At 51.6% G+C, this 19466-nt stretch carries 18 protein-coding genes and 1 pseudogene; 1 reads left to right on the top strand and 18 read right to left on the bottom strand.

The genetic code is table 11. The annotated features are described in order from the left end of the window. The 13 genes and pseudogenes from E2L00_RS21725 to tssB all read right to left on the bottom strand — a co-directional run. A pseudogene (locus tag E2L00_RS21725) lies at positions 1-236 on the bottom strand (hypothetical protein); the annotation flags it as partial. Between the two features lie 3 nt (positions 237-239). After that, the gene (locus tag E2L00_RS16745; protein ID WP_167613638.1) at positions 240-506 is read right to left on the bottom strand and encodes a PAAR domain-containing protein; all 267 of its coding nucleotides are present in this window, start codon (positions 504-506) and stop codon (positions 240-242) included. A gap of 272 nt (positions 507-778) precedes the next feature. Next, positions 779-1549 carry a hypothetical protein gene (locus tag E2L00_RS21720; protein WP_236127768.1) on the bottom strand — a complete coding sequence of 257 codons (771 nt, stop codon included), beginning with the start codon at positions 1547-1549 and terminating at the stop codon, positions 779-781. Then, complete coding sequence (locus E2L00_RS16735; RefSeq protein WP_167613636.1) at positions 1533-1820, bottom strand: hypothetical protein; 288 nt, start codon at positions 1818-1820, stop codon at positions 1533-1535. The genes E2L00_RS21720 and E2L00_RS16735 overlap by 17 nt, the downstream gene beginning before the upstream one ends. Before the next feature lie 271 nt (positions 1821-2091). Next, positions 2092-2535, bottom strand: coding sequence for a putative T6SS immunity periplasmic lipoprotein (locus E2L00_RS16730; protein ID WP_201279473.1), 444 nt, complete (start codon positions 2533-2535; stop codon positions 2092-2094). A 17-nt stretch (positions 2536-2552) separates the two neighbouring features. Further along, positions 2553-3107, bottom strand: a complete 555-nt coding sequence (locus E2L00_RS16725; RefSeq protein ID WP_167613634.1) for a type IV secretion protein Rhs — start codon at positions 3105-3107, stop codon at positions 2553-2555. Continuing rightward, on the bottom strand, positions 3100-5739 hold the full coding sequence (gene tssH, locus E2L00_RS16720; RefSeq protein ID WP_167613632.1) for a type VI secretion system ATPase TssH: 2640 nt from the start codon (positions 5737-5739) through the stop codon (positions 3100-3102). The genes E2L00_RS16725 and tssH overlap by 8 nt, the downstream gene beginning before the upstream one ends. A 177-nt stretch (positions 5740-5916) precedes the next feature. Then, entirely contained in the window at positions 5917-6408 is a 492-nt protein-coding gene (hcp, locus tag E2L00_RS16715) for a type VI secretion system effector Hcp (RefSeq protein ID WP_033758542.1), read from the bottom strand. Positions 6409-6412: 4 nt separating this feature from the next. Next, entirely contained in the window at positions 6413-8134 is a 1722-nt protein-coding gene (locus E2L00_RS16710) for an OmpA family protein (RefSeq protein ID WP_201279461.1), read from the bottom strand. Positions 8135-8137: 3 nt separating this feature from the next. Continuing rightward, positions 8138-8791 (bottom strand): type VI secretion system protein TssL, short form, encoded by a 654-nt coding sequence (tssL, locus tag E2L00_RS16705; protein WP_167613630.1) that lies wholly within the window; start codon positions 8789-8791, stop codon positions 8138-8140. Beyond that, positions 8788-10125, bottom strand: coding sequence for a type VI secretion system baseplate subunit TssK (tssK, locus tag E2L00_RS16700; RefSeq protein WP_167613628.1), 1338 nt, complete (start codon positions 10123-10125; stop codon positions 8788-8790). Before tssK ends, tssL begins: the two co-directional genes overlap by 4 nt. An 18-nt stretch (positions 10126-10143) precedes the next feature. Continuing rightward, on the bottom strand, positions 10144-11691 hold the full coding sequence (gene tssC, locus E2L00_RS16695) for a type VI secretion system contractile sheath large subunit (protein WP_167613626.1): 1548 nt from the start codon (positions 11689-11691) through the stop codon (positions 10144-10146). 32 nt (positions 11692-11723) lie between these two features. Next, positions 11724-12221 (bottom strand): type VI secretion system contractile sheath small subunit, encoded by a 498-nt coding sequence (gene tssB / locus E2L00_RS16690; protein ID WP_167613624.1) that lies wholly within the window; start codon positions 12219-12221, stop codon positions 11724-11726. Positions 12222-12813: 592 nt separating this feature from the next. Between tssB and E2L00_RS16685 the strand changes: the two genes are divergently transcribed. Further along, entirely contained in the window at positions 12814-13353 is a 540-nt protein-coding gene (locus E2L00_RS16685; RefSeq protein ID WP_167613621.1) for a DUF2058 domain-containing protein, read from the top strand. 420 nt (positions 13354-13773) lie between these two features. Here the strand turns inward: E2L00_RS16685 and E2L00_RS16680 are convergent, their stop codons facing one another. The 5 genes from E2L00_RS16680 to E2L00_RS16660 all read right to left on the bottom strand — a co-directional run bounded on the left by E2L00_RS16680 (position 13774) and on the right by E2L00_RS16660 (position 18578). Then, entirely contained in the window at positions 13774-15057 is a 1284-nt protein-coding gene (locus E2L00_RS16680) for an MFS transporter (RefSeq protein WP_167613619.1), read from the bottom strand. A 95-nt stretch (positions 15058-15152) separates the two neighbouring features. Then, positions 15153-15614, bottom strand: a complete 462-nt coding sequence (locus tag E2L00_RS16675) for a RidA family protein (RefSeq protein WP_167613617.1) — start codon at positions 15612-15614, stop codon at positions 15153-15155. Between the two features lie 18 nt (positions 15615-15632). Further along, a complete protein-coding gene (locus tag E2L00_RS16670; RefSeq protein WP_167613615.1) occupies positions 15633-16793 on the bottom strand; it encodes a M20 family metallopeptidase in 1161 nt (386 codons plus the stop codon). An 18-nt stretch (positions 16794-16811) separates the two neighbouring features. Continuing rightward, positions 16812-17891 (bottom strand): alanine racemase, encoded by a 1080-nt coding sequence (locus tag E2L00_RS16665; protein WP_167613613.1) that lies wholly within the window; start codon positions 17889-17891, stop codon positions 16812-16814. Between the two features lie 15 nt (positions 17892-17906). Next, positions 17907-18578 carry a helix-turn-helix transcriptional regulator gene (locus E2L00_RS16660; RefSeq protein WP_167613611.1) on the bottom strand — a complete coding sequence of 224 codons (672 nt, stop codon included), beginning with the start codon at positions 18576-18578 and terminating at the stop codon, positions 17907-17909. Positions 18579-19466 lie beyond the last annotated feature (888 nt).

The following is a 19466-nucleotide window of genomic DNA, read 5'->3' as shown; positions in this document are numbered from 1 at the left end:
ACGGTTCTGCCCCACAGCCACCCCCGCAAACAAAACAGGAAAAACCAGCCAAGAATCGGGCTGGATGCCAGCCACCAGATATTGAATGCAGCCAGTGCCTTAACCATGCCTGACGCATACAGAATAAACAGCAAAATACCCACAACCGCGGCAACAGCACCAGCCAACAGCCATCCCGTAAAAGATGGTTCAGGAGGCAACTCCATCGTTGTTGCTTTCGTCCTTTCCCAGCCCATTGATTATCCTACGGTGCTGTTCTGAGCACTTGAAATTACAGTACAACCGCACTGACATTTGCAGCCATCGACGACAACAGCCCGACCGTTAAATGTCCGGTGCGGTGATCCTTCCACGATAGGATTAGTTCCATGCCCATCTACCGGACAACTGACCATATCGCCAACAAGAGCAACCTTGATACCGTTAACTGTAAAATTTGCAGAAGCAGAAATTACTTTTCCACCGTGAGAGGTTTTGTCACCAAGTAAAACAACATCTTTAGTCATGATGGTCCCTTGACAGACATTAATGCCCGTAAGAATTTATATTAATAAGAGCAGGGAGTGACCAATATAACAAAAATAAGATAAATGACGCTAAACACGTGATGACCGAGAAAATCCAAAACGCCCAATCTTTATTTTCGTCATTCCTGTGCTTTTCTTTCCCCTTTGAATAAATAGAAAGAAGCAGCCAAATTAACAATCCTGCCAACGCCATAATACTAAAAGAAACAATCAAGCACATTCCAATGATATATTTCATAGTTCGCATAAACTCATTTTATTGAAAGTAATTTATCATAATCAGGCTCCGTTTCGTTTAATGGGCCAACACTTCCGTCAGGATAAGTTATTTCCATGCCAGTGGACTTCCCCTTCGCACTATTGAGAGCCAGTGATTTATCCAAGTGCACAATAGGCTCTAATTTAATTTCATTTATGTCACGAACTTTATACCTTCGCCCCCACTCTTTAGACTTCACATTTCCGCCATACAATTTAACATACTGTGTATTGAATAGATCATTAATAACCACCATTGGATAAAAATTCGTTGCTATATCTAAATTACCGCTGAATTCTCTGGCAGGCCCTGTCCCATACCCATCGCTAAAGCCATAATTATCAAAATCAAAAATATAATTCGCACTCAGATTTTTTTTACTTTTAACCAATGGATTGGAGTCATTTATGCTAAAGCTCACTTTAATTGAATTAAGGCTCCACTGGCAGGAACCACCGCCGTCAACAGCAATTTTAGTTTGCCAAAAATCACTTCGACCCTGTTGAGTGAAATTCTGCTTAAACCCATTAATCCCTTTAATATCATAGGGCTCACCGCTTGAATTATTGCTAGTATCGTTACAAGAATCTGAACGATACATAACCTGCATTGGCTGAAGCGTTACCCCTTCAGGCACTTTAATTTTTACAGTTATCCAATGAGCATCTTTTGGCGGAGATAATGTTTGATCAGTATGATCACCACAACCAGATAAAAAAATAATCGCAATAATGGTTGAGAAAAATTTATTTAGAAATTTCAACCTCTTCCTCCGTTACGTTCGCATAGCGTGCAAGGGCATTTTTCCCAGGAACTTCGCTCAATGTTAGATTTAGAGTAACTGGAATCATATTTTGCAGCTCTACAAATATTCTATTACGCTGTAATTCATTTTGGTCACAACTTCCAGACTTCGCAGCCAAATCCATACTACTTTCAAATTCTTCGCGATTTTCTTTACGAGTTAAAACGCGCGAAGGATCAGCTAACTCAAGGACTTGGTTTTGAATATATGGTAAATATCTATGTGCCATCGAATGACTCCATGGATTACTCAGCAACCCATCTAAATGACTCTGACCCCGAATATGCTCCAGTCATAATCAGGAATAACCGGCTTCTGATGGGAATAAAACGCTTAACAAACGCGTAAATAAAAGCATCAGGAAGAAATAGAACACCAACGATAATGAACAGAAAGAAGATGAAAATTTTCACTCGGTTAGCCACCCCGATGTCAGGAAATAGAAGAGTAAATTATATATTTACAAGAAAAACTTTAAATACGGACACTTATTACACTTGCTATTCTGGCACCTGAATTGAACCATACGGCCTTGCAATTTCACGGTCAGTCAACGGGAAATTGTAAACCTGCCCATTATTTATTCCCACACCAACAACGAACTTACGTGGTTCATCATCATGTTTCTTTGAAACCAATATATATTCAACAATAAACCTCCCACTATCAGGGAAGTGATAAAAAGAAGGAGGAATACATAACTTTCCATCAACGATCGTAAGGTCAGGGGAAAAATTAAAGTCCTTCTCCTTCGAAGGCGTTCCGCGCGGATTTATCCCTATGTCAGCAGGTTGGTAATCCTGAGCATCTATAACGTTAAAACATAAGTTTTTTCCCTGTTTACTAACAGAAGTGGTTTCGTGGGGGATAAACCTATCTCCCGGACCTGGGCATCCGGTTAAAATCACCAGGCACAGACCAGAAAAAACAACAGGCCAAAACATATGAAAACCAAACACTTTCACCATGGGAACCCCCGTAATGCAATTTTGTATTGTTCACGTATTACTGATTCAGTAGTATCACCATCCAGAGTAATAGTTGGATATTTACCTCCCCATAATCGATGCCATATCTCATATCCCTGCGTTTGCAACGTAAAATTATCTGCAATAATCTGTGCCTGTTGCTCCATCGAATATTCACTTAAGAGACGACCATCAAGTATATAGTGATAGCTCACCATCCAGCTCACCAGTCCTCTGAAGATGACATTCATCCCTTTCATTCGTTGCCAGACATGCCCCATTTCATGGATGAACATATGTTGAAGATCGTCAGTTGTTTGGGAGAAATCGTCGCAGTATTGGTCACGAAAATAGATTTCCCCGTTTGGAGTCATAGCCGTATTCTTATCTTGTAGATTAAAAGGGAGATAACTCTCTCTGTGGATCCAGACTGTTGGGTAATCGATAGTGGATAAGAAAACAGATTGTGCAAGCTGTATCTCACCGGAGGTAAGTGGTCTGACACCACCTTCTTTAATTCTGAACTGATCCTGAGTTTCTTCAGCCATGTTTAAACTCCAGCTCAATCCCTTCTTCCTCACTCCAGCCGAGCGTCAGCGACTGCGGTTTCTGTTTCGCGGCCATGTGGGTCAGCAGTTGCTGACTCAGCACCGGCAGAATTTGTTGATTGAGCAGGCTGTCGACGTTGCGTGCGCCGGTATCCGGCAGCAGGCAGGCGGCGGTCAGCGCGTCATACAGACTCTCATCAATATGCGTGCTCAGACCGTAGTGACGATGTAAGCGCTTGCTGACCTGTGCGAGCTTCATTTCCACGATGGTGCGCATGGCGGGCTCACTCAGCGGACGATAAATCACCGTCTGGAAGCGGGCGAGCAGCGCGGGCTGGAAGTGGTCGCGCAGTATCGGGCGCAGCAGTTCCTGCAAATCACCTTCTGTCGCTTCCGGCTGCTCATCGAGCAGCTGCATCTGGTGGTCACTGCCGAGGTTGGAGGTCATCAGTATGACGGTGTTGCGGAAGTCAATTTCACGCCCTTCGCCGTCACGCATAAAGCCACGGTCAAAGACCTGGTAGAACAGGTTCATGACGTCGCGGTGCGCCTTCTCCACTTCATCCAGCAGAACAACGCTGTACGGGCGCTTGCGCACGGCTTCAGTCAGAATGCCACCCTGGCCGTAACCGACGTAACCCGGCGGCGAGCCTTTCAGCTGGGAAACCGTGTGCGGCTCCTGATACTCGGACAGGTTGATAGTGATGAGTGACTTCTCACCGCTGTACAGCGCATCGGCCAGCGCCAGCGCGGTTTCGGTTTTCCCCGTGCCGCTCGGGCCGACCAGCAGGAACACGCCCTGCGGGCCGTTCTCGGACGTCAGCCCGGTTTTTGCCGCACGCAGGCGCCGGGCGATAGCCTCAAGCGCCACATCCTGCCCGACGACGCGTCTGCCGATTTCATTTTCCAGCGTCAGCAGTTCCGTCTGCTCGTCTTTCATCAGGGAGGAGAGCGGCACGCCGGTCCAGTCGGCAATCACGTTGGCAACCGTGCGGATGTCCACATCCACCTGAACCAGCACGTCGCCCTGCTGCGCCTGCTCCAGCTGCTGTTGCAGGTCGGAAATATCAGCCTGCTGACTGATATCCTGGCGGCTGGCCATCAGTTGCTGTGCCAGCGCCTTTTCATTGCTGAAACGCGCTTCCTGTTCCTGAATTCGCGCTTCCAGTTCAGTCCGCTGCTGCTCAATGGCACCCAGGCGGTCACCATGACGATTGCTGCCGGCAGCGATATCTTCCAGCAGCGCCTGCTCTTCCAGCGCCAGTGCGGTCAGCTGCGCTTTCAGGCGCACAATTTGTTCAGGCACCGTGTCGAGGCTCATACGCACGCGCGCGGCGGCGGTATCCAGCAGGTCAACCGCTTTGTCCGGCAGTTGACGACCTGTCAGGTAGCGACGGGAGAGCGCGACGGCGGCACGTACCGCATCGTCAGTGATATGCACGTTATGGTGTTCGGCGTAGCGGGATTTCAGGCCACGGAGCATCAGGCAGGCCGTGTCATCATCCGGCTCGTCAACTTTCACCATCTGGAAGCGGCGCTCCAGCGCCGCATCGCGCTCAAAATACTGTTTGTATTCAGACCAGGTCGTCGCGGCGATGGTGCGCAGTTCGCCACGTGCCAGAGCGGGTTTCAGCAGGTTAGCCGCATCCGCGCCACCCGCCTGGTTGCCCGCACCGATGATGGTGTGGGCTTCGTCGATAAACAGCAGAACCGGCACTGGTGACTGCTGCACCGCATCGATGACGTTTTTCAGGCGCTGTTCAAATTCACCTTTCACGCCTGCGCCCGCCTGCAACAGGCCGAGGTCAAGGGTGCGCAGGATTACCGGCTTGAGGGATTCAGGTACGTTGCCCTCGGCAATACGCAGCGCCAGGCCTTCGACCAGTGCCGTTTTACCGACACCCGGCTCACCGACCAGAATTGGGTTGTTCTTGCGACGACGGGAGAGAATGTCCACCATCTGGCGAATTTCGGTATCACGACCGAACACCGGGTCAATCTTGCCTTCTTTGGCCCTGGCAGTGACATCCAGTGTGAATTTATCCAGCGCGTTCTGTAGCGCCGGGGTCAGTTCGCCCTCTTTCAGCTCTGCACCAACCGGACGGCCAACAAATTCCATCTCCCCACCGTGGCTCTGCGCCAGTTCGGCTTCCTGCTGCACGTCCGGACGTTCATCCGATTGTGCATCGAGCAGCGGACGCAGACGTTCCAGCTGACTCTGCCCCAGGGTCAGCAGTGACCACAGACCGTCGCAACGCACCAGGTTCTGTTTATCAACCAGCGTCATCAGCAAATGGACACTGCGAATTTGCGCTTCACCATTAAGCGAGGCAATCAGCCAGGCTTCCTGCATCAGCGTCTGAATGGTGTCCGACAGCTGCGGACGATGGCGTACCGAACGCGGCTGCTTGTCCAGCCAGCCCAGCAAATCCTGCCACAGCGAATCCATATCCCACTCGTAACGGCGTGCCAGCACCGTCAGGTCTCCTTCCCCCTGTTCGAGCAGCTTCAGCAGCCAGTGCTCCGGCAAAATTTCCGCATGGACACGGGTCTGGCAGAGCAAAGCCGCCCCTTCCATCGCACGGGCACAGTAAGGGTTCAGACGTCGCAACAGGATGGCTGGATTTTCCATGAATCTCTCTCTTTGTCGGTTCCTGGACACGCTACCGCCCATCGCTGTTTCCCGTGAAGGGGACCAAAGCGCATACGGTCGGGCTGGCAGATTGTGAATTTCTTTGCTCAACGCCCGCGCGGGCAGACATTCAGCAAAAACGAAAAAGCGGACAGAGAAGACTGTCCGCCAGGGGGCTTACGCGGTGGCGCGTTCGTTCCAGGAATCGGAATGAATGATGTTGCCGTCTTTGTAGGTCCAGGTGATTTTTTCGTAACGCAGTTCAATGCGCTCAAGATGGTTGTGCTTCTCTTTAGAAGGATCCTTGATGTCATACATTTCAGGATTCACTTTCACCACTTTCACGTTTTCCAGTTTGGTGTTGAAGTACTCCACTTCCTGGCCCGCGTCGTTGATTTTGTACCACCTGAATTCCGCAGACTTGAGGGTCTGACCGGTGGTCACAGCCTTGTACAGGTACGGGCTGGACGAGTCGATTTCCTTGGTGAACAGGAACGGAGTGTGGATACGGGTACCGGTCAGCTTGCCGGTGTTGTTGTCAGTCGGGATGTACAGGTTATGCTCCTGAGCGACCACTTCGATGCTGCCTTCACGATCCTGCACGTCCACAGAACCTTTAATGTCCGCGCCGCCGTCGTCTTTCAGCCAAAGATAAACAGGAATTGCCATGGAATTACTCTCCATTGTGTTGTGATGCGCCATCATCCTGCGATGACGCCTGGGTGTGGCCCGGTATCTGACAGGCATTGGCCTGCGGTACCAGACTGATTTCGACACGGCGGTTGAGCGCACGCCCATCCGGGGTGTCATTGGTTGCGATCGGACGGCTCTCGCCATAGCCCTGCACCGCAAAACAGCTTTCCGGTACATCACCGGTATCACGCATCCAGTCACGTACCGCTTCGGCACGCCTGAGTGATAGCGTCTGATTCAGTTTCGGGTTACCGGTGTTATCGGTATGCCCACTCACCACAATCAGCCAGCCTGGCTTCGCCTTGATACCAACCAGTGAGTTCACCAGCATTTTGGTGGAGCCAGCCTTCAGCACGGATTTGCCGGAATCGAACAGCGACATGCTGTCGAGGCGAATGGTTTTCGGTCCCTGGATAATCTTTTTGATAACCGGCGGCGGTGGCGGAGGAGCCCAGTCACTGACGGCAGCCTCAACGGGCGGCACCAGGCGCAGTCCCTGATACAGACCCAGGCGATAACGCAGTGGCTCCCCGCGACGCGCCCAGTCGTCCAGCAATGCGCCATCGGCTCTGAGGCGCTGCTGTGCGCGCAGTTTCGGTGCCACAGGCTTCCCCGTCAGTTGGTGATATAACGCAAGGTGATCGCCCACATTACGGATGAGACGCTGGTTGTTCATCCAGGACGCCAGCATGGCTAGGGCCAGAAAAATCCCGCCCAGCAACCCGGCGTAACGCCAGAACACCATCCTGCGGCTGACGCCCCGTTGGCGCGGCAGCGCCGTCAGCAGCAGTTCAGGCAGCGGCAGTGGCTCGGTGGTCAAGGCCGCATCCGGTGGCAATGCCGTCACGGCGGTGATGTGCTGTTGCCAGAGATTGCCCGCGATACCGCTCACTGGGACCATGCACATCCCCTGCATGCAGGGTTTCATCACAGGCAATTCTCCCTGGCGTACCGACAGCAGGTCAGTCACCGCGCTGTTCTGCCAGGCAAGCAGACTGTCCAGCCACAGGCCCTGACTCAGACACGAAAGACGTCCGTCTGGTCCGGACTCCCGGGTCCACTCCATCAGTGACACATTGCCCTGACCGGACTGATACACCTGAATACCGCTCCGCTGGCTTACCGTGGTAAACCAGACGGGCTCTGCCTTCGCGCAGGCCGCAGGCGGCGATACCCAGGTCACGGTCCACAGCGGGGGGAGAGTGCCGAATGCCGTACGGCACTGGACGACAGCACGCTGCCAGCCCCGCAGGGACTGGGTAAAATCATCACCGGATGTATGCTGTTCAGGCACTGCCGCCAGCATGACGGAGATTTGCGACACCAGGGCCGGGCGCACCAGGCTCAGATGCTGTACCAGGAGTGGCAGCTGTTCCGCATCCTTCACCCACAGATACCAGCCCTGCCGGGTTTCCCGGTGACGGGTTCCGGACACAAACAGTGGTGCGTTGTCACCGCAGACGAGGGTAACCGCCCCCTGAAAATCTTCCGGCGGCAGGTTTTCATCCACAATATCCCGGACAGCGGTCACCCGCGCCTGAAAAGCCCGACGCTGACGCCAGAACATCACCCCGGACACCAGAACAACCAGCAGGCTGAGTGCCACACGGCTGCCCGTGGACAGTGGCCAGAATCCGAGGATGAGCCACAGCGCCAGTACGGCACCCAGGGCAGTTAACAGACTTCGGTAAGCATCCCGCATCGCTTACCCCGGCCTGACGGTCTGGCTTACCAGCCCGGTAAGCGAAGACGAAAGGAAGAACCAGAGCGCCGCCAGGGCAACGGCGGCCACAACCCAGGTCAGCCAGTACCAGCGACGACCGCTGCGCAGGCGTGATACCCGGGCAACGATGGGGGCGTCCTGAGCAAGCGTAAAGGCCGGTACCCGTTCCGAGAGTGCGCGAACAATGTCTTCACGACGCTCATCATCTTGCGCCCGGTACTGGCCGACAAATCCCAGCTGCAGGGTACGGTACATGCAGGTCAGCACCGCAATGTCCGGTGCTGTCTCTTTCAGCAGGTTGCGGATACGTTCCCACAGCTCCTCACCGGCATTGAGGGTGCCAAAGAAATGTGCCTGCAGCGGGTCACGGCGCCAGGTCAGGTAGCCATCATCGGTGGTTCCCCGGTTCATCACGCTTTCATCAAGCAGTGCACACAGGGCATACACCATATGGTCACGGCTGATGTCGCTGTAACCTGCCTCCGTGAGCGCAGCTTTCGCCTCCTGCACCAGGCGGCAGGCCCGGCGGTAGAGCCCTTCCCCGTCACGGACTTCCTGACCACCCCGCAGCTGGCTGGCCATCAGCCAGCCCGGGTAGAAGATACGTTCTGTCTGGCTGAGTTCGGATTTATTCATGTACGCAGCACCGCAAAGAGTTCAAGTTTCACATCCCCCAGTGAGCGCGGGGTATAGAAGGTGCAACTGCCCATCTCCAGCATCGCGCGTGCCGCCTCAGTACTCAGATCCAGCGAGAAATACTGGTTCTCAAGACGCAACGGGATAGCGGCCGGAACATGCGTCAGAGGCTTGATAAGCATCCCGCTCAGGGCCACATTCACCACATCCGAAACATCATCAAAGCTGCCCGCTTTACACAGCTGCGGGAATTTCGTCTGAAGCTCATGGTTCGGCATGGAGGAGCGTACGGAGAGGTAGAAGTCCGCCCCTTCGCGCAGACGCGCATCGTGCAGGGCCCCTTTCCAGATCTGATCCTGATGCTCCAGATGGATACTCACCACCCGTGACGGCAGGCTCGCTTCCAGCAGCTTATCGAGCAGTGCCAGCAACGGCGGGAATACCCGCTCCGGTGCATCGTGCTGATAAGCAGGAATATCGCCTGCGTCGTGCTCCAGTGAGAAGGTCAGCAGACTACCAGCCAGACGGGTCAGCTCGCGGTACAGCAGTTCCGGGTGACGATGAGGCGTCTGCAGCAGCTCTGCCAGCACCGGCTCCGCACTGTTCAGGGCATTGAGCAGCCAGAACAGGGACACATCCGCGACGGCAAAGTCGGCCATCCTCTCATTGCTTTCACGGCGCATGGCCATCAGGCGACGGCGACGGGCCTGCAGACGGACCAGCAGGTCACCCAGTTCAGTGGTCAGCCGCGGGCTCGCAGCAACAGACAGCATCGGCGGGATAAAGACCGGGTCACGGCTCCACTGCCCCTGTGCACTAAGCACCAGGCGGGCCACCGGGCAGGTCAGGTACGCGGTATTTTCCTGCGTGGACAGGCGCAGCGTCACGGCGTGACGCAAAATGGCAAGTTCACCGCTTTCATGCCCGGCCAGCTCCTGCACCGCCACACGCTCAGCTTTCCAGCGACGCGGGCGCTCGCTGTCCTGTCCGTTATCGAGATTGCCGCCACTCACGCTCAGCAGCGGCAGTGCGACAACCACATCAACAGCTTCACTGCCGGCAGCCACAGACAAATCACAGACAGGAGGAAGTGTGTCTGCCAGGTCTGTATCAACAAGGGTACCATCCTGAAAGCGCACCACCAGACGGATGGCATTCAGGCGCGTGAGCGCCAGTGCGGCATCATCAAATTCTGCCGCAACCACGCCCCAGGGATGAGAAATACCCATCCGGGCGACCATGTCGGCAACGTGCTCACTCCAGCGGGCCTGCTGCTGGAACTGTTGCGGGGCCAGAGCGGCCCCGTCCTCCCAAAGCGGGCGGTAAATTTTCATCCCTGATTTCCTCTCACCTTACGATTTGGCCTTCGGCATCCGGGAAACCAGCGACAGGTTGACATCCATGCCTTCCACCTGGAAGTGCGGCACGGCGTAGAGCTTCACGCGGAAGAAGCCCGGGTTATCCTCGATGTCCTCCACCACCACTTTGGCATCACGTAGCGGATGCGAGGCCTGCAGCTCATCGCCCGGATCGGTCATTTCCGTGACCAGGCTGCGCACCCAGGTGTTCAGCTCAAGCTCCAGCAGACGACGATCTTTGGTAGTCCCGATATTTTCGCGCTGTATAAGCTTCAGGTAGTGGGCAATACGCGACAGCAGGAAAATGTACGGCAGACGGGCATTGATGCGGCTGTTGGCCGTCGCATCCGCAGTGTCATACAGGGCCGGTTTCTGCGTGGAGTTTGCCGAGAAGAAGCAGCTGTAGTCGCGATTTTTGTAGTAGGACAAGGGGATAAAACCCAGGTTCGCAAACTCAAATTCGCGGGTTTCCGGGATCATCACTTCTGACGGGATCTTGACCTGATTGCCGGTGCCCAGATCGTACAGATGAATAGGCAGGTCCTGCACGGCACCACCGGCCTGCGGGCCACGGATTTGTACACACCAGCCGTTGTTGATGAAGCTGCGCACCATGTTGGACGCAAAAGCAAACGAGGCGTTGGTCCACAGGTATTTGTCGTGATCCGGGCCTTTCACCTCTTCCACGTAGTTGAAGCTACGAACAGGTACGGTGTCCGGACCATACGGCAGGCGGCCCAGTACACGCGGCATCACCAGGCCGATATAGCGGGCATCATCCGTCTCGCGGAACGATTTCCACTTGATGTACTCTGCACGGTCGAAGTAGTTACCGATATCCTTGATGGCCGCGACATCCTCCATTGAGTCCTTGAGGAAAAATTTCGGGCCCGCTGAACCGATAAACGGCATGTGCGCTGCGGCGGATACTTTCGAAATATTGCGCAGCAGCGCCACATCCTGCGCAGATGCATCAAACTCCCAGGCAGAAATCAGCGCCGCAATCGGCTCGCCACCCGGTGTGTCATACTCATCAATATATGTGTGTTTATACAGACCACTCTGGATGATTTCCGGGCTGTCTTCAAAGTCCTGACGCAGGTCTTCTTTAGATATATCCAGCAGTTCAACTTTCACGTTCTGGCGAAAATCGGTTTTATCAACCAGCGATTTCACGCCGCGCCACAGACTTTCTACCGCCTGAAAGGCCTCATGATGCATGACTGCATCAAGCTGACGGCTGATCTGGTGATCCAGCTCAGCGATATGGTGATCAATCAGATTTTTGTCGAGCTTTTCGACTTTAGAGCCAGATTTTGTCAGGCATTCGAGAAACACCTGCATTCCGGCCGTTAAACGTTCATCCGCGGTCGCATCCGACATCGCCTGCGCATCCTGCCAGATATCCAGCGCACTCAGCTCAGAAACCGGGTTCAGATTGATTTTTTCAAACAGAGACGCATAAACCCCGCCCGCTGAAGGACGTTCCAGAACAACGTTTTCGCCACCCGCAGTATTTTTATTTTGTACAGACATGAGCATTCCTTAATTAATCCGTTATGACTTCGAGAGGGTTAAGGCTGTTTAGGTGCCAGGGCTGAGAGTTCGGCTCTGAGTTCTGCGCTTAATGCCGGGTCCAGCAGAATTTTTTCCAGCTCTTTTCGGAAAGCCTGGTTATCCAGCAGGTTTGCCTTTAAATCACGAAGCAAATTACGCATGGAAAGCATGGCCTTCAGCTGGGGTATTTGCCGGGAGACCTGCTCAGGGGTGAAGTCCTTCATGCTCCGGAATGCCAGACTGATATTGTCTTCGCTACCGTCACCAGCAAGGGTATTTTTAACGGTAAGATTTACTTTTGGGGAATATTCAGAAAGCACTGAGTCAAAATTATTTTTGTTCAGATTAACTTTTTTACGCTCTGATAATGGTGCGGACTCCTGGCCATTACTGAGATCGCCCGCAATAAGTAATTTCAGGGGGAGTTCGGTTTTCTTGCTTGCTCCACCCGTATGCAGGTCAAGTTTTAGATTAATACGTGCCTTCGGCACTTCATTCTGGAAACTGTCAGCCATCTCATCATCCCTCGGTTTATCGCTGTGCACACTTTTCACACTACAGTTATTTACACGCGATAATAGAATAATGATCGGCAATAGATCAAACTTACCAATCTTTAAGCTTAAACTTAATAAGTAATAAGAATTTTCCACTAAATGTTAATAGCGAATAGCACTGCAACCCCAGGAAAATGAACCAGAACCAACACAAAAACGGACGTTTATATCGAAGAGGTTAAAATTTGCGGAGCCTTGTTAAAAAAATGATCAAAAGTTGATTTAAGGCAATGTTTGAACTTCAAAAATGCCCATTCATCATCAAGGACATGGCTGCAGAGTGACAGGAGGAGAAAGAGGAATATCAATATCGGCAGCAACCGAAAGGGGAAATCGACGCTGCTTCTGTACTGAGCCAGCTCGGCAAGCAAGTATGGGTTGCCAGAGAGGAGAGCGTCTTACCATCTTGCTGTACGATACGCAATGCGACAAGGGCACGCCAGGTTCCGTTTCAGTGTCGTAAATCCTGCAAGCCCGGCCCGCACAATCTGGCACAGCCTCGGATGTTACAGGTATAATCCTGTGAACTATTTAATCGGCCTTAAAAAACATGACAAAACTAACGTTACAAGAGCAGATGCTCAAAGCTGGATTAGTCAGCAGTAAAAAGATGGCTAAGGTGCAAAAAACAGCTAAAAAGTCACGCGTTCAGGCTCGTGAGGCGAGAGAAGCGGTGGAAGCCAATAAAAAAGCGCAAATCGAACGCGATAAACAGTTAAGTGAACAACAAAAGCAGGCTGCCTTAGCCAGGGAATATAAAGCTCAGGTAAAACAGCTGATTGAAATGAACAGGATCGTTATTTCTCATGGCGATATTGGCTATAACTTCACCGATAATAATCTCATTAAAAAAATATATGTGGATAAGCCGACGCAATCGCAGTTGATTAACGGTCGTCTGGCGATTGCCCGTCTGGTTACGGATAACAACGCTGAAGGTGAATACGCAATTATCCCCGCCAGCGTAGCCGATAAAATCGCACAGCGTGATGCGAGCAGCATTGTCTTAAACTGCGAGCTTAGCCAGGAAGCGAAGGACGAAGACGATCCGTACGCCGATTTTGTCGTGCCTGATGATTTGATGTGGTAAGCAAACTTTTGTTCAACCCCAGAAACATTTAGCAAAGCAAGGGATAAAATTTTTAAGCTAAGCCGCTGGGGCGTTCACTGAAATGCCCCAGGCGAGAATATTTTAATTTAATTATTTGTACTGGCTCATAGCCGATCTGATAGGCGGCTTTGTGCCTGGGCTGTGTGAAAACTCGTTTTTTATAATATCTGAGTACAATCTCCGGCCAGGAACGCAAGTATATCTCTGCTATTGACTGTATTCAGTGATTTGTCTGTAGAGGCATCTTGAGGTTTTTGTGGCCTGGTAGGGTTCCCGCAAATGGTTATCCGGGTAAAAACGAAGCCCAACAGGAAATAAGTCTTTATATATCGCGCTACTACAGTGTTAGAACATTGCTTAAAGATCGTGATATCAGGGGGCGATGCCCCCTTTTTATCATCACTCTGCTGCTGAAGGGTCGACAATTGGTTTGTTAACCATAAAGAAATAAACCAGTGAAGCCATAAAGGCGATGACTGAAGAGGCCACCAGCGCGAGGGTAAAGGAACCCGTGTTATCGAGGATCATGCCGGTAACGATCGGCGCGAATGAGCCGCCTATAAAGCCGCCGAAATTCTGGATACCGCTCACGGAAGTGATGAGTCTGGAAGGAACTGATACCAGAATTAGGCCCCAGGCCGAGGTGCCTGCAAAATGGATGGAGAAAAGCGCCATACTGATGCAGGCAACGGCCATAAAGGTGCTTTCTGTATAGGCTGCCGGTAGCGTAAAACCTGCGGCGCACAGCAGTCCCAGACAGATCATCCATTTCCGGCTCTTCATTTTATCCGCGCCGCGCTTCATTACCCAATCGGCCACGATGCCATTTACCAGCATACCCGCTGCGCCGAAGAGGAAGGGAATCGCTGCTACCCAACCCGTTTTTTGCAGGCTTAAACCGCGGGACATTTCGAGGTATGAAGGTAGCCAGGTCAGGAACAGCCAGACCATGTAACCTACACCGTTAAAACCAACGATCATTCCCCACATCGATTTTTGTTTAAATAAACCCGCCCAGTCTTTCAACGACACTTTGGCATTGCTGGAAGGGGGCGTCTCCTCTTCAAGATATTGGATATCTTCCGCCGACAGCCCGGCGTTTTCGCGATTACGGTAGAAAACAAACCACAGAATGGAAAGCACAATCCCGCTTACGCCAATGATGATGAACATCATCCTCCAGCCAAAAGCCAGCATCATGGCAATCAGCAACGGCGGTGCCAGGGCCTGAGCCAGCGTGGATGACATGTTAACAATGCCCATTGGTACGCCGCGTTTGCGAATGTTATACCAGTCATTGACGACCTTAACGCCGGTAGGCAGATGAGGCGCTTCCCCGATCCCTAAAACGACACGTGCGACAATCATCTGGCTAAATGAGCCGACAAACCCTAGCGCTGTCTGGGCTATGGACCAGAGGAAAATGCCGAATCCGTAAACTTTCTTTACGCCGAATCGCTCCATCACCATCCCAATAGGAAGCTGGCAAAGCGCATAGCCGAAGGAAAATACCGACAACAAAAGCCCCATTTCCGTCGCCGATAATCCCATCTCCTCACGAATAGTGGTATTAGCAATGGAAAGAGATGTTCTGTCGAGAAAATTAATAATACCCGCCACGAGCAAAAACAATAATGCCATAATTTGCAAACGCTTCAGGCGAGAGCTTGCTTGACTGGACATATATTATCCTTTTGAAAGGTTATATACGCCACTATTTCACTGAAATAATGGCGTGACAGAAGCCCGGATGGTTAATTCCGGAGGTAGCAATAAAATTAAGCGTTTACTTCGATAATTAATTCAATTTCTACAGGTGTATCAAAGGGTAAGGCATTCGTCCCAATGGCGGAGCGCGCGTGTTTGCCGATCTCGCCAAATATATCTATAAGCAAGTCGGAAGCGCTGTTAATAACCAGCGGCTGCTCTTTAAATTCATTCACGCTCTGGACGAATCCCAGCATTTTGACGCAACCGACAATGCGGTCCAAATCGCCAAGATGCTCTTTCAGGGACGAAAGAATATTAATGATGCACTGCCGCGCGGCCTCTTTTCCTTGTTCGAGCGATAACTCCGCGCCCAGGCTTCCCTGATAGATCAATTCACCATTAAGCCTGCAGTCGTTGCCAGAGGTATATAATATATTACCGATCTGTTTTATCGGTATATATGAAAATTTTGGTGTGCCAGGCTCGCTGAGCATAATACCCAGCTCTGCTAATCGAGCTTCGATTTTCATTACATTTTTCCTGATAGTTTATTTCAGCAAGGTTAATGCCAGTGAAGCATAAATTTGCGCGGCATGATGTAACTCTTCAATTCGGACAAATTCATCTTTGACGTGGGCCTGCGCTAAATCCCCTGGCCCCATAATAATGGTCGGGATATTACAGCGCACCGAGAAGAACGGCGCCTCACAGGTGGCGTCAAAAATCGTCTTACGCGCCGCGCCGGTCATCGCTTCCACCGACTGGCAGGCCGCCTCCACGAGCGGATGCGACTCGTCAATAGAGGAGGCGGGAATAAACAGGTAATTCTCCAAAGAATAATCCTGCTGCGCGTTCAGCCCGGCCTCCGCCAGCGCCGTTTGTAGACTATCGTTGATGTCGCAGCGTTCTTCACCCGGCAGCACCCGGCGGTCAATTTCAATAGTGCACGACTGCGGCACAACGTTCGGCGCGCTGCCGCCGTTGATGGTTGTCACCAGCATTGATGCGTTACCCAACAGCGGATGGTGCTGCTGTTTTACCCGCCGGCACTCCTGCAGTAGCTCTGGCAGCAGCTGGGCCATTTTATCAATCGCGCTATCGGGATGACGGGTTTTAGCCGCATGGCCCGCCGTGCCGTGGGTGGTAAGCCGGGTGCGGCTGACCCCTTTATGCGCTACGCACACCTCCAGCGACGTCGGCTCGCCGATGATGGCATAATCCGCCTCAACGCCCTGGGCAACGTAATGTTCCATGCCGAGATTGACACGTTCCTCATCAACATTAAAAAGCAGAGTGATTTCACCGTTAAACGCATACTGGCGACGCTTAATCAGCAGTGCGGCATAGATCATCGCCGCAACGCCGGACTTCATATCGGCCGCGCCGCGACCAATGATGCGATCGCCATCGATCGTCGCAGCGAATGGCTCAACCGACCATCCCGCGCCACAGGGGACCACATCAGTGTGTCCATTCAAAATAAGCCGTTTGCCCGGCTGGCGTCCCTGTAGACGCGCGATGACATTTGGTCTGCCCGGCGCCACTTCCTGCATCTCGGTCTCAATGCCTTCGCGACGTAATAAGTCCGCGATATATAGCGCGACCCTATTTTCATTTCCCGGCGGATTTTCCGACGGATACTGTATCAGGCTACAAAGAAGCGTGACCAGCTCCTGCCGTTCATCGGCAGTTAATGGAATATCATTCATAGTAGTAATTCCGGCTAATTAAAAACTCTTGCCACGTGCGTCGATAGTAATGGTTTCGCTATATTCTCCATTGCGGAAAGCATATATTTCATCAACCAGGTTAGCGACAACACAGCAATGATTGGGAATAATGTGGATCTGTTCGCCAATGGTCAGCGAAAACTTTTGTGGGTCATAACGTAAATAACCATGTTCTTCGTTTAGCTTTACCAGCTCTATTTCCGGGTACTCCTGAATCATTCCATAAGAATGTGGCGTTGCAGAAAGGTCAGAGGTTAACGATTTTGTGCCTGCATCGACGGTGGCGTAGCCGGGAAGAGGAATGCTGACGACCGTCGCACAAATAGTCAGCGCACAGTTTTCCGCTGTATAAATACCGCCGTTGATAGCGTTCATATCGCCAAAAATAAAGTTGCCGGCTCGGGATTCCGTGATGCCCTGTAATTCTTCAGCATACCAGGACGAAAGCGTCGAGCCGCCGGATAAGTTAGTAATTTCAAAGCCATTAGCATTAAGTCGGTCCCGGCTATTTATTAACAGTTCCGCTTCCTGACGTGCCGCCCGACGGATATCCTGCTCGGTATGGTACTGGTAAATGGTGCCAGCGTACGTAAAGACGCCGTTAACGCGCAGCCCGGGAAGCGCCGCCACCTTATGAGCGAAATCCAACAGTTCATCAGGCTGAATGCCTTCTCGGTGAGCGCCGTAGTCAATAGCGATATCAATATCGAATATCAGGCCGTTTTTCACCGCCTCTCGTGAAAGCCCCTCAGCACCAGGGAGGCTATCAACGATGGTGCGAACCGTTATTTTGCGGGCCAGCTCCGCGTAGCGTCGGCATTTGTCTTCGCCAATGAGCGGATAGGCCAGCAGGATAGCGTCGATTCCGCCAGCGGCCATTACTTCAGCCTCTGCAAGCTTGGCGCAGGTGATGCCGCTCGCGCCCAGCTGTTGTTCCAGCTTTGCCAGACGCACGGATTTATGCGTCTTGATATGCGGCCAGTGTTGAATTCCGTTGCGAGCCAGGCCGGACGTCATGGTGTTAATATTTTTCTCCATGATATCCATATCCAGCGCGACATAAGGTGTGGTCAGCATGTTTCCTCCTGACGGTTAGCCGTCGATAGACGGGTTCTCCCCTCTTAATTCGCCCAGATAGGCATAGAGGGTATATTTTGAGATGTTAAGAAATTCGCAAATCCTTTCCCCGGATTTTTTGATAAGAAATACTCCCTTGTCATCGAAAAATTTAATTGCGTTAAGTTTGTCCTGCCGGGTCATATTACTGACCGGTACATCAATTAATGTCATGCATTCAGCAATCAAATAGTCGAGCAGCTCATTTACGTCTTTAACAAAAACTTCGTTCACTTCCTTTGCGAGCGTAGGCGCGTTATTCAGGCGACCAGACATTTTGTTCAGCATTTTTTCAGCCTGCAAAATCTCACTGATATCAAGGTTAATGCACAGCGCGCCAATCACCTGTTTACTGCTGTTGCGCAGATAGACCGAGGTAGAACGCAGCGTTTTACCTTCCCGTGTTTTGGTAAAGTAGTTGTGCCGATCGCCGTTTACATCGCTGCCGCGTAAAACTTCCAGCCCCAGGTTACTGCTTGGATCGCCCACCTTGCGTCCGGTCACGTGGCCATTAATGATGGCGATAATGCTGCTTTCCAGCCCCTGAGAATGATCGTGCAGTACGACCTCGCAGTTTTCACCAAACTGCCCGGCAATCCCTTCCATCATCGGAATGATAAAGTCTAAATTCGCTTGAATGCTTTCCATATCGACCTAAAATTTAGTTAGATAAACAAACTTTTTGTATTGTATAGCGGCAATGCGTACGGGAGAGCAATCAAAAAATGAGCAGAAAGGGAGCGCGGTCACACAATAACTCAAACCTTTTGTTTGAAATAACGCCATAAGAAAACTTTTTGTTTGGTTACGGTGGCGGAGAGGCCATATTTTTTTGTAGCAATTTCAAGGAAATAATAACGGCCCGCCAAAGGTTGCGTTTCTGAACCGCTCGCGTTAATCCGGGCCGGGTCAGAACACGCTACGAGGCAAGATTATCCGTTTGAGCAGGCGAAATGCCTGGTTCTCGTTATCTTTACGGAAAATTATCTATATCTGGCTAGTTAAGGATTGCTTCTTTTATACGGGCATATACGTCGCGTTATCAAACTTAAAGCGGATACGCATTGCGCAACAATTGCCAGCCCGAAGCCCATATTCATAAGGGAAAGGAAGTTGACAGTACTGGAGCCATATTGCGCGTAACCGAGTTTAACCTGCCCCACCCCAAAAGCATGGAGCAGTAGATCATAAAATAGCTTCCACGCAGCTGAGTATACGATCTCCAGCTCTATTTGAAGGCCGATCGGGGGCGGATGATCCGGGTCTAAGATATAAGCATGGTTGTTATAGCGTTATAACAAATGCTAAAAGACGGGGATGTATTAAGATCTTTATGTGTCGTAGTCGCAATTTGACCGCTGCTTTTCTACAGTAGAGCGCAATTAAAGGTGACAGGCGGCTGTGAGCGAAGAGCGTGCTGTATTTCGCTGTGTTTACAGGGGCTTAGCCGTTATTATTCGGTCAGTCATTTGCACACAAGAGGCCTGTCTATACTAACTGCGCTGTAACAGAACTCGCTGAAGTGCAGCGGCTACC

The sequence above is a fragment of the Cedecea colo genome (genome assembly GCF_011808225.1).
GTDB lineage: Bacteria > Pseudomonadota > Gammaproteobacteria > Enterobacterales > Enterobacteriaceae > Dryocola > Dryocola colo.
The sequence above is the reverse complement of the archived record's forward strand: the minus strand, read 5'-3'. Positions and strand labels throughout refer to the sequence as shown.